Source organism: Corallococcus sp. AS-1-6 (assembly GCF_020037015.1).
Classification (GTDB): Bacteria; Myxococcota; Myxococcia; order Myxococcales; family Myxococcaceae; genus Corallococcus.
Map to the genome: position 1 here is coordinate 62,469 of NZ_JAIQDE010000024.1, position 11,252 is coordinate 73,720.

Below are 11,252 nucleotides of genomic sequence, written 5' to 3' on the forward strand. Positions count from 1 at the left end.
TGCCTCTTGCATCACTCTTGGGCGATGTCCCACTTCATCCGCCGGTACGTGTAACGAAAGGACTCGGCGTTCGCTTCGACGGCGTCCCCCGGGCCCTCCCGCCCGTCCAGGAAGGCGACGAAGTCGAACTGCCGGCCGGGCTGGCCGTACTCGGCGTCGAACACGCGCACGATTTCGTTCGCCGGCAGCGTCCTGCGCCCCGCCACGCTCACCAGGGGGATGTCCAGGCCCTTCATGTCCTTCGACGGGGCGTAGGACTTCCACACCAGCTCCGTGCACACCAGCGACTGGTCGGAGAAGAAGTCGAAGTTGAAGTCGTACGGCCGGCCCTGGAAGGTGAAGGCGCGCAGGATGGCGCGGGCCTTGTCCACCGGTGACAGCCGGGGCCGCAGCACGCCCAGGTAGTCCACGTGCATGCCGTGCTCCACGCCGGTGAAGCTCACGCCCTCGCTGATGGACTCGATGATGCGCAGCGGGTCCCCGTGCGCGTCCTTGCCGGTGTACTCGGCCCACTTGGCGGGGAAGGCCTTCGCCAGGTGGGCGGTGAACGTCTCCGGCCGGCCGGGCAGGGTGGCCACCCAGGCCTTCACCCCCGGGTCCGCGTCGAACGCCAGGGACAGCTCCCGGGCGGTGCCCACGTACAGCTCCGCGTGCGGCCAGAAGCCCGGCAGCCCGATGTTGGACAGGAACCAGTTCTGCCGCGCGACCATCACGTCGCCCGGGGCCATGCGCGGCAACAGCGCCAGCACCTGCTCCCGGGAGATGAGCGGCCTGCCGGAGCGGTGCACGCGCGTGTCGCCCATCCACTCCGCCACCGTCTTCTGCACCGGGAACACCGCGCGGGCGGTGGTGTCCTGGGTGAGGTCCGCCGCGGCCTTGGCGAAGAGCACCGGGCCGCGCTTCAACAGGCGCGCGCGGGCCGCCTGGCTGTCCCGCCGCATGGCCTGGAAGAGCGCGGGGACGCCGGGCTCGGTCAGCACGCCGGACTTCGCCAGCACCGGGTGCAGCGTGGCGCGGTAGCCGTCGCCCGTGAAGAGCTGCGTGCTGGTGCCCACGTGGACGACCTTCTCCTTGAAGCGGCTGAAGGCGCGCGCGGGCAGGCCGTACTCGGGGCCGGGCTCGTCCAGCAGCACCTTCACCTGGTCCTGTCCCCCGGTGAGGTCCGCGAAGGCCATCCCCTGCGCCAGCTCCGACGCGAGCGCGGCGTGGGTGAGCAGGAAGCCCCAGGCGTGCTTCCTCGGCTGGGTGAGGGCGGGCACCTTGAGGAAGTCCCAGTAGCGCTGGCGCACCACCTCCGTGGAGACGAAGCAGTCGAAGAAGGCGGCCCAGGTGGACACCAGGAGCTGCTTCTCGTCCGGGGTGTACGGCACGTCCTTGCCGCGCTGGTACAGCGCCCTGGAGCGGAAGGCCTCCTCCTTGAGCCGGCGCAGCCCCTCCGTCCCCTGGCGCAGCGCCTCCAGGTCCCGGCGGGCCTGGGCGACGAAGGCGGCGTCGTCCAGCGCGTAGACGTCGCGCGGCGCCTGCTCGGCGGCGGGAGCGGGGGGCGGCGCTTCGGCGGGGGGGCTGGCGAACGTGAGCCAGGCGGCGAGCAGGGAGGCTGCGGACATCAGGGAGGACACTCCGGCGGGCGTTGGCGCGGGAGGACTCTACCCCGAAGCGGACGCGGGCAAGACGGCCGGTCCCCTGCCTGCCCGGCGTCTTGGGAGGTGGCGGGCGACAGGGTGGCCCGGAGCGGGCGCCATCCCCAGGTTGAGGCATGGATGGCCGCCCGGGCACTGGAAGCTCCGGGCGCAAGAAAGGTGGAAGACACGATGGCTTACGGAAAGGCGGAGGATCCCTCGCGCTCCATCACCCCGCACCTGGATGGGGTGGAGTACCCGGCGACGCGCGAGGAACTCGTCGAGGCCGCCGCGGACAACGAGGCCCCGGTCGACATCATCAACATCCTCAAGTCCCTGCCACAGACGGAGTACATGCTGCGCGAGCACGTGCTGCGCGACCTGGCGGAGGCCGAGCGCCGCTTCGCGATGAACGGCCTGAAGGACGACGATGGCGTGGACCGCGACCGGCGCAACATCGGGCGCGACCGCATCGAGGGTGCCTCCGAGGGCGAGACGCGCCACCCCTAGTGTCGCCTGCGCGCGGACACTCCACGCAAGGACGTTGCAAGACGCTCGCGGGCGCCCTGGCTTTCTGCCAGCGTTCGCGAGCGCATGCGTACGGGCCTTTCGTGGAGCTGTCTGCTGCTGTCGCTGGCCGCCGCCGGGTGCACCTCCCGGTATCCGCCGCTCAACCCCGCGCCGGGGCTGCCGCCGCCGGTGCGTCTGGACTTCAAGCCCCCCGTGGACCGCCTCCTCACCGAATCCGTGCGCGCCACCCGCACCCTCCAGCGCGAGGGCCGGCCGGAGGTGCGCGACGAGGCGGCCTTCACCACCGAGACCCGCTTCACCCCGTCCGACGGCGGCTGGCGCGTGGCCCAGGCCGTGCGCACCCCGCGCCAGGCGCATGACGGGCACGACGTGCCGTCCCTGTCCGGCGCCGTGCTGGAGCGCTTCACGCTGCGCATGCAGTTGGCGGCGGACGGCACCTTCGTGAAGCTGGTGGGCCCGGAGGCCGCGCGGGAGGCGCTGCGGCAGGTGGCGCCCGAGGGCACCGGCCTTCCGGAGGTGGAGCGCTTCTTCAGCCCGGAGGCGCTGGAGATCCGCACGCGCCGCGAGTGGGAGGCGAAGTACGCGGGGCTGCTCCAGCGCAACCTGGTGGAGGGGCAGCGCACCTGGGCGGTGGACTCCGTGGACGTGGACGGCGAGGAGCGCGCCTATCTGCTGGAGCGCACGGTGCAGGGCACGCGGCTCACGTCGTTCGGTGACGCGGTGGTGCTGACGCTGAGGTGCCTGGACGCGCTGCCCGCCCACGCCCCGGCGGAGCTGAAGGCCGCGTGGGCGGAGGCCGGCTCGCCCGAACTTTCCAAGGGCGTGACGTGTGAAGGCGAGCAGGTGGTGACGTGGGCCCGGTTCATCCCGGTGCGCCGCCTGCTGAAGGTGAAGGCGGTGGGGGCGGGCGGCACGCTGACGCTCACCACCGAGTCCCAGGCGGAAGCGCTCCAGGAGGAAGGGCCATGAGCCACGACGAGTACCTCATCGAGACCGAAGCGGGTGTGAAGCACGTGGTGCAGGAGGCCCGGCGCGTGGCGGTGCTGGGCATCAAGACGGAGGACCACTCCGCCCAGCCCGCGTACTACGTGCCGGAGTACCTGGCGAAGGCGGGCGTGGACGTGGTGCCGGTGCCCGTCTACTACCCGGACGCGAAGGTGATTCTTGGCAAGCCGGTGTACCGGAGGCTGGTGGACATCCCGGGTGACATCGACCTGGTGGACGTGTTCCGCAGGCCCGGCGACATCGACCAGCACGTGGACGACATCATCGCCAAGAAGCCCAAGGCGGTGTGGTTCCAGTCCGGCATCCGCAACGACGACGCGGCGAAGAGGCTGGCCGCCGCCGGCATCCGCGTGGTGCAGGACCGCTGCCTGATGGTGGACCACCGCCGCTACAGCGGGCGCTGACGGCCTGGAAGAACCACGGCCCTCCGCGCCCGGCAAGGGCACGGAGGGCCGCGAGGCCGCGCGTGGAGGGCGGCGGCCTGCTTCAAGCTCAGTAGTTGCCGGAGATGACCTTGGGCAGGGCCTTCGCCAGGTCCGGCAGGGGGCCAATCTGCCGCGTGTCCGAAGCCTGCGCCGTGCCGTTGTTGCGCAGCAGGCCGCGCATCTGCACGGACGTCAGCAGCCGGCCGTTGGCGCGCGCCACGCCCTGGGCGCTGACGGCGGCGCCCACGATGATGGGCGACGCGCTGGAGGTGCCGCTGAAGGTGGACGTGTAGTACTGGTCCTCGCCGTACCCGCTGCCGAAGCGGTCGCCGTAGCCGGTGGTGACGACGGACTCGCCCCAGCCGTGCACGTTCACGCGCTGGCCGAAGTTGGTCCAGCACATGGGCACGCGCGTGGTGGCGGTGCTGGCGCCCACCAGGATGGCGCCCGAGTCACGCGTGGCCGGGTTGAACCGGCCGCCGTACGCGGCCGCGTCCAGGTTCGCGCTGCCGTTGCCCGCCGCCTCCACGATGATGACGCCGTTGGCGGTGGCGTTGCGGATGGCGTCGTAGTTGTCCTGCCAGTACTCCATCGCGATGTAGTTGCACTGGGACGTGTTGCACGTGCAGGCCGTGCCGTCGCTGGGGCCGCCCGCGTGCAGCTCGATGAGGACGACGCCGCCCGTGCCCACCGCCGCCGCCGCGTTGGTGATGGCGCTCGCGGTGCTCTGCGCGCCAATGGCCTCCACGCCCGGCGTCGCTGCGTTGGCGATGCCCGTCACGCCGTAGCCGTTGGACGCGCCCACGATTTCACCCAGCACCGCGGTGCCGTGGTTGCGCCAGCCCAGGTCGTTGTACTGCGTGCCGCCCACCCGGAAGAACGTGGGGAAGTCCTCGTGCGTGGTGCGCCAGCCTCCCTCGATGTCCACGAACTTCACGTTGGTGCCCCGGCCGCCCGTCACCGTCCACGCGTACGTCGCGTTGATGCCGGAGGGCGCCGCGTTCAGGTAGCCCTGGTTCGCCTGGTACAGCGGCGTGGTGGGCGGCAGGTCCGCCGCGGACAGGAGCGCGCGCAGCCCCGCCTCCATGGCGAAGTTCACCATCGCCGGCTCCGGGGGCGGCGCCGCGTAGGCCGTCTCCACGCTGCCAACGCGGTTGAGCGCCGCCACCAGGTCCGCCACGGTGTCCGCGGTGGTGCCGGGCAGCAGCGGAACTTCGAAGTACAGGTTCAGGTCCGCCAACTGCTCGCCGCTCGCGCGCTCACCGGACGCCTTGCTCGCGTCCAGCGTGGCCTCCTCCGCCTGGAACACCCGCTCCAGCGCCCCGATGCGCGGCGCGCGGTCCAACAGCGCCACCACCTCCGCCAGGTCCGCGTCCACGCGCGCGGCGTCCAGGCGCAGGCCGGCCAACAGCTCGCGCTCGCCGGCGCTGCGCTCGGAGGACAGGGCGCGCAGCGCGTTGTCGCGCAGGCGCACGTGGCTGCCCTCGTGGAACTTCACCACCAGCCGCTCCACGAACGTCCCCGCGGGCAGCTCGCGCCCCGTGGGCTTCGCCAGGAGCGCGCGCGGCGCCAGCGAGGGCGCGGCGCCAGCAGCGGGGGCCAACGCCAGCAGGGACACAGCCATGACCGCGCCACGCAGGCGGAGCGGGGACAGCGTCGACTTCAGCATGGACTTCCTCCGGGATGGACAACATCCCCACCATGCCACGCCGGTCTGTCATTCAAATCTGGCTATTCTGCTATTTCTATCCTGATGGTTTATTCGCGCCTCATTGAACCGGGCGGGCGTGCGAAGGCGCTCAGGTGCTCTGCTCGAAGGGGACGGGGGGCCGGGCCAGGGCGCGCTCCGCGGACAGCCGGGCCTGGTCCAACGCGTCGAAGCCGCGCTCCAGCGTGGCGGGCGTCACCGGGGGCAGGTTGGAGACGACGACGTAGACGGGCACGTCGCGCGTCTGGAGCACGGTGAGCTGGAGCCGGAAGTGGTCGCGCCGGAGCGCGGCGGAGCCGGCGGCCAGACCCTGCGGATAGGCCATGGGGCCGCCCACCACCTTGCGCGTGCGGCTGGGCAGGTAGTGCACGAGGATGGCGTCCAGGTCCTTGCCGATGGCGCTCTCCTGGAGGGCCAGCGCGGGCGCCTTGTCCACCAGCCCGCCGTCCCAGAAGAGCTGTCCGTCCAGCGGCACCGCGCGGAAGAGGCCCGGGTACGCGCAGGTGGCGTGGACGCGCGGGGCCAGCTCCCCGGTGGTGAACGCCTGGTGCGTGCCCTGGGTGAGGTTGGCGACGGTGAGCAGCAGCGGGTGCGGCAGGTCCTCGAAGGTGGACACCGGCAGCGTGGACTCCAGCAGGCGCCGGAAGCGCTCGCCCTTGAGCAGGCCCGTGAAGCCGTGCCCCTGGGACGCCACGTTCAGCATCGCGCCAAGGGGGTCCGGGTCCCAGAAGTTGGCCCGCGTCTGGCGCAGCACCAGCTCCTCCAGCGCCGGCATGGGCATGCCCGCCGCCGCGTACGCCGCCACCATCCCGCCCGCGGACGTGCCCGCGTAGGCGTGGGGCTTCAGGCCGCTGGCGTGCAGCCCCTTCAGGAAACCCGCATGGCCGTAGAACCCGAAGTAGCCCGCGGAGAGGACCAGCCCGAACCGCTTGCCTTCGAGCAGGGAGTGCAACGTGGAGGAGGGAGCCATTTCGGATTTTTACGGGATGGGTGCGTTCCAAGGCAACGCAATGCGTTGCCGGGGCCATTGTGCCCGTGTCAGAGCATCGATATATGTTGATGGCTCGATATGGACGTTCTCTCCCAATCCTTCCGTGTCCTGGGGGACACGACGCGGCTGCGCATCCTGCGGCTGGTGGCCCAGGCGCCGCTGAACGTGACGGAGCTCGTGTCGCTGGTGGGGGTGGCCCAGTCGTCGGTGTCGCACCACCTGTCGAAGCTGAAGGGGCTGGGGCTCATCCGCGAGGAGCGGCAGGCGGGCTTCACGTACTATTCGCTGGCGCTGGAGTCGGATGACTCGCGCTGGCCGCTCGTCCGGCTGGCACGCGAGGCGGATGACGCGGCGGGGGACTCGGCGCGGCTCAACGACCTCTTGCGCGCGCGGGAGGACCGGCAGGCGCTCAACGAGCGGCTGCTGGAGCCCGGCCAGTCGTGGTTCCTCTGGGCGGGGGCGCTGGCGTCGCTGCTGCCGCCCCTGGACGTGGCGGACTTCGGCTGCGGCACGGGCGTGTTCAGCCGGGCCATGGCGCGGTGGGCGCGGCACGTGTGGGCCATTGACCAGAGCGAGGACGCGCTGTCCCAGGCGCGCGCCCTGGCCCAGCGTGACGCGCTCACCAACATCACGTTCCTGCGCGAGGACCTGCACCGGCTGTCCCTGGCCGGCGGGCGCATGGACCTGGTGGTGATTTCGCAGAGCCTCCACCACGTGGAGGCGCCCGCGGCGGTGGTGGCGGAGGCGGCGCGGCTGCTCAAGCCGGGCGGCCGGCTGGTGGTGCTGGAGCTGATGCCGCACGAAGAGAAGTGGGTGCTGGAGCGGTTGGGGCACCGTCACATGGGCTTTTCGCCCGAAGTCCTGGAAGCGGCCCTTCGCGAGGCCGGCTTCACGTCGTTCACCCGCGAGACGCACGCGCGCGACGGGGCCAGTCCCTTCCGCGTCTTCCTGCTGACCGGAGTCAAACCGTCATGACGAGCCACATCGCCCAACCCCTGCCGCTTCCCCCCGGGGAGCACGGCCAGCGCGTGCAGGCGCTCCAGGCCGCGATGCGCGAGCGCATCCTGGTGCTGGACGGCGCCATGGGCACGCTCCTGCAGGGCCACCAGTTGATGGCGGCGGACTTCGGCGGCGCGGAGTACGAGGGCTGCAACGAGCACCTGGTCCTCACCCGCCCGGACGTCATCGAGGGCATCCACGCGAAGTACTTCGCCGCGGGCGCGGACGTGACGGAGACGGACAGCTTCGGCGGCACCCCGGTGGTGCTGGCGGAGTTCGAGCTGGGCCACAAGGCGATGGAGATCAACATCGCCGCGTCCCGCCTGGCGCTGAAGGCCGCGAAGGCCGCGGAGGCGAAGGACGGGCGGATGCGCTGGGTGGCGGGCTCCATTGGCCCCACCACCAAGGCCATCAGCGTCACGGGCGGCATCACCTTCGAGGAGCTGGTGGACAACTTCGCCGTGCAGGCGGAGGGGCTCGCCCTGGGCGGTTCCGACTACCTGCTGGTGGAGACGGCGCAGGACACGCGCAACGTGAAGGCGGCGCTGCTGGGCATCGACCGGGCCTTCCGGAAGCTGGGCTGGAAGCTGCCGGTGGCGGTGTCCGGCACCATCGAGCCCATGGGCACGATGCTCGCGGGCCAGTCCGTGGAGAGCCTGGCCACGTCGCTGGAGCACACGGACCTGCTGTACCTGGGGCTCAACTGCGCCACGGGCCCGGACTTCATGACGGACCACATCCGGTCGCTGTCGTCCATGAGCCCGTTCCCGGTGTCGTGCGTGCCCAACGCGGGCCTGCCGGACGAGAACGGCCAGTACCTGGAGTCGCCGGAGATGATCGCCCGGTCGCTCCGGCGCTTCTGTGACAACGGTTGGATCAACGTGGTGGGCGGCTGTTGCGGCACGCACGCGGGCCACATCGAGGCGCTCGCCGCCGCGGTGAAGGGGCTCAAGCCTCGCACGGAAGTTCCGAAGCCGCGCTCGTCGCTGTCCGGCGTGGACTACCTGGAGGTGACGGACGAGCAGCGCCCCATCATCGTGGGTGAGCGCACCAACGTCATCGGCAGCAAGAAGTTCAAGGAACTCATCGTCGCGGGCGCGTTCGACGACGCGTCGGAGATTGCCCGCGCCCAGGTGCGGCGGGCGGCGCAGGTCATCGACATCTGCCTGGCGAACCCGGACCGGGACGAGCTGGAGGACATGCGCCACTTCCTGGAGGTGGTGGTCAAGAAGGTGCGCGTGCCGCTGATGATCGACTCGACGGACGAGAAGGTCATCGCCATGGCGCTCACGTACTGCCAGGGCAAGGCCATCATCAACTCCGTCAACCTGGAGGACGGCGAGGAGCGCTTCGAGAAGGTCGTCCCGCTGGCGAAGGCGTTCGGCGCGGCGCTGGTGGTGGGCTGCATCGACGAGGTGGGCATGGCCGTCACGCGCGACCGCAAGCTCGCCGTGGCCGAGCGCAGCTACGAGCTGCTCACCCAGAAGTACGGCATGCGCCCGGAGGACCTCTACTTCGACCCGCTGGTGTTCCCCTGCGCCTCCGGTGACGCGCAGTACACCGGCAGCGGCGTGGAGACGATCGAGGGCGTGCGGCTGATCAAACAGCGCTTCCCCCAGTGCCGCACGGTGCTGGGCATCAGCAACGTGTCCTTCGGCCTGCCCACCGCGGGCCGCGAGGTGCTCAACTCCGTGTTCCTGTACCACTGCGTGCAGGCGGGCCTGGACATGGCGCTCGTCAACTCGGAGAAGCTGGAGCGCTACCCGTCACTGCCGGAGGAGGAGCGCAAGCTCTCCGAGGACCTCATCTACAACCGGGGCACGGACCCCGTGACGCCCTTCGCGGCGCACTTCCGCGAGCGCAAGCCCGCACGCGCCCAGGTGAGCAGCCTGCCGCTGAACGAGCGGCTCCAGCGCTACATCATCGAGGGCACGCGCGACGGCCTGACGGCGGACCTGGACCTGGCGATGAAGGAGATGTCGCCGCTGGAGATCATCAACGGGCCGCTGATGAAGGGCATGGACGAGGTGGGCCGCCTCTTCGGCGCCAACGAGCTCATCGTCGCGGAGGTGCTCCAGAGCGCGGAGTCCATGAAGGCGGCGGTGAGCCACCTGGAGCCGCACATGAGCAAGACCCAGGCGGCGTCGCGCGGGAAGATCGTCCTCGCGACGGTGAAGGGGGACGTGCACGACATCGGCAAGAACCTGGTGGAGATCATCCTCGCCAACAACGGCTTCCAGGTGGTGAACCTGGGCATCAAGGTCCCGCCCGAGCAACTGGTGCTGGCGGTGAAGGAGCACCGCCCGGACATCCTGGGCCTGTCCGGCCTGCTGGTGAAGAGCGCGCACCAGATGGTGGCCACCGCGGAGGACCTGCGGCGCGCGGGCGTGGAGACGCCCATCCTGGTGGGCGGCGCCGCGCTCAGCCGCAACTTCGTGGACCGCAACATCGCCCCGGCCTACGGCGGCGGCACGGTGGCCTACGCGCAGGACGCGATGAACGGCCTGGAGCTGGCGAAGCAGATTGTCGAACCGGGCGCGCACGCGAAGCTGCGGGATGACCTGGCCGCGCGGCGGCTGAAGCTGGCGCAGGAGGCGAAGGACCGGCCCGCGCCCGCGGCCCCGGTGCGCCGCTCGCGCAGCACGGAGGTGCCGGTGCTGGCCACGGTGCCGCCCGCGCCGGACTTCGCGCGGCACGTGCTCACCAACACGCCGTTGGACCACATCTGGAAGTTCATCAACCCGGTGATGCTCTACGGCCGCCACCTGGGCCTGCGCACGTCGTCGCGCGCGCTGGGGACCCCGGCCGAGGCGGAGCTGGCGAAGACGGAGGAGGGCCGCAAGGCGCTGGCGCTGAAGGAGGCGGTGGAGGAGCTGAAGACGCTCCTGCGCGGCGGCGTGATGCACGCGCGCTCGGTGTTCCAGTTCTTCAAGGCGGCCAGCGACGGCGACCGGGTGCTGCTCTTCGACGGCACGACGGGCGAGCCGGTGACGTCCTTCGACTTCCCCCGGCAGGACAAGGACAACGGCCTGTGCCTGGCGGACTACGTGAAGCCGCTGGAGAACGGCAAGCCGGTGGACGCGCTCTCGCTGTTCGTCACCACCGCGGGCGCGGGCATCCGCGAGCTGTCCGAGGGCTTCAAGGCGAAGGGCGAGTTCCTCAAGATGCACGCGGTGCAGGCGCTGGCGCTGGAGACCGCGGAGGGCTACGCGGAGCTCCTGCACACGCAACTGCGCAGCATGTGGGGCTTCCCGGACCGCGCGGACATGACGATGCTGGAGCGCTTCCGCGCGGAGTACACCGGCAAGCGCTACTCGTTCGGCTACCCGGCGTGCCCGCGGCTGGAGGACCAGACGAAGCTGTTCGCCGCGCTCAAGCCGGAGGAGATCGGCGTGCAGCTCACCGACGGCTGCATGATGGAGCCCGAGGCGAGCGTGTCCGCCATCGTCTTCCACCACCCGGGCGCCACGTACTTCTCCGTGACGTGACCGGAGGAACACCGGGAAGAGGGCCGGAGGGCCACTCTTCCCGGAAGATGCACGAACGTCAGGCGCGCAGGTCGCGGAGGGCGTCGGAGAAGGCCCCGGCGGCGACGCCCAGGCTGGCGGCCTCCTTGCCGTGCTTCTTCCGGTCCTCGGCGTTCTTCGCCTTGTCGTCGTTCATCTTCTTGTGCGCCTCGTCGCGGGCCTTGCCCTCGTCGTGGATCGCCTTGTCCTCATCCTTCTTGGCCTTGTCCGTGAGGGCATCCGCGGCCTTCTTGCCCAGGTCGGCCGCCTTCTTGCCCGTGTCGAGGATGCCCATCAGCGACCACTGCTCCGCCAGCGCCGCCTGCACCGCCTGACGCAGCTCCTGCGCGCTGTGGCCCACCTCGGGCGCCGCCACCTGGCCCGCCTCCGCCAGCTTCGGCAGGTCCCGCGACGTGATGAGCCCCGCTTCGGTGTTGTGCTTCGACATGGTGTATCCCCCTGGTGATT

At 70.9% G+C, this 11,252-nt stretch carries 9 protein-coding genes; 5 read left to right on the forward strand and 4 right to left on the reverse strand.

Annotated elements, in window-relative coordinates; translation table 11 throughout:
- Nucleotides 1–11: 11 nt before the first annotated feature.
- Entirely contained in the window at nucleotides 12–1,607 is a 1,596-nt protein-coding gene (locus K8612_RS28070; protein ID WP_223764532.1) for a YiiX/YebB-like N1pC/P60 family cysteine hydrolase, read from the reverse strand.
- A 204-nt stretch (nucleotides 1,608–1,811) separates the two neighbouring features.
- Between K8612_RS28070 and K8612_RS28075 the strand changes: the two genes are divergently transcribed.
- The 3 genes from K8612_RS28075 (at nucleotide 1,812) to K8612_RS28085 (ending at nucleotide 3,559) form a co-directional block, all read left to right on the forward strand.
- On the forward strand, nucleotides 1,812–2,129 hold the full coding sequence (locus K8612_RS28075) for a DUF2795 domain-containing protein (RefSeq protein ID WP_120551507.1): 318 nt from the start codon (nucleotides 1,812–1,814) through the stop codon (nucleotides 2,127–2,129).
- 84 nt (nucleotides 2,130–2,213) lie between these two features.
- Complete coding sequence (locus K8612_RS28080; RefSeq protein WP_223738502.1) at nucleotides 2,214–3,119, forward strand: hypothetical protein; 906 nt, start codon at nucleotides 2,214–2,216, stop codon at nucleotides 3,117–3,119.
- A complete protein-coding gene (locus K8612_RS28085) occupies nucleotides 3,116–3,559 on the forward strand; it encodes a CoA-binding protein (protein WP_223738503.1) in 444 nt (147 codons plus the stop codon). Before K8612_RS28080 ends, K8612_RS28085 begins: the two co-directional genes overlap by 4 nt.
- A gap of 88 nt (nucleotides 3,560–3,647) precedes the next feature.
- Here K8612_RS28085 and K8612_RS28090 read toward each other — a convergent pair whose 3' ends face one another.
- Both K8612_RS28090 and K8612_RS28095 read right to left on the reverse strand, forming a co-directional pair.
- On the reverse strand, nucleotides 3,648–5,249 hold the full coding sequence (locus K8612_RS28090) for a S8 family peptidase (RefSeq protein WP_223764533.1): 1,602 nt from the start codon (nucleotides 5,247–5,249) through the stop codon (nucleotides 3,648–3,650).
- A 130-nt stretch (nucleotides 5,250–5,379) separates the two neighbouring features.
- Nucleotides 5,380–6,258, reverse strand: coding sequence for a patatin-like phospholipase family protein (locus K8612_RS28095; RefSeq protein ID WP_223738505.1), 879 nt, complete (start codon nucleotides 6,256–6,258; stop codon nucleotides 5,380–5,382).
- 99 nt (nucleotides 6,259–6,357) lie between these two features.
- Between K8612_RS28095 and K8612_RS28100 the strand changes: the two genes are divergently transcribed.
- Complete coding sequence (locus K8612_RS28100) at nucleotides 6,358–7,254, forward strand: metalloregulator ArsR/SmtB family transcription factor (RefSeq protein ID WP_223764534.1); 897 nt, start codon at nucleotides 6,358–6,360, stop codon at nucleotides 7,252–7,254.
- Nucleotides 7,251–10,766, forward strand: coding sequence for a methionine synthase (metH, locus tag K8612_RS28105; protein ID WP_223764535.1), 3,516 nt, complete (start codon nucleotides 7,251–7,253; stop codon nucleotides 10,764–10,766). The genes K8612_RS28100 and metH overlap by 4 nt, the downstream gene beginning before the upstream one ends.
- 58 nt (nucleotides 10,767–10,824) lie before the next feature.
- On the opposite strand, the gene K8612_RS28110 is transcribed toward metH, so the two are convergent.
- Nucleotides 10,825–11,232: a hypothetical protein gene (locus K8612_RS28110; protein ID WP_223764536.1), complete on the reverse strand. Its 408-nt coding sequence runs from the start codon at nucleotides 11,230–11,232 to the stop codon at nucleotides 10,825–10,827.
- Nucleotides 11,233–11,252 lie beyond the last annotated feature (20 nt).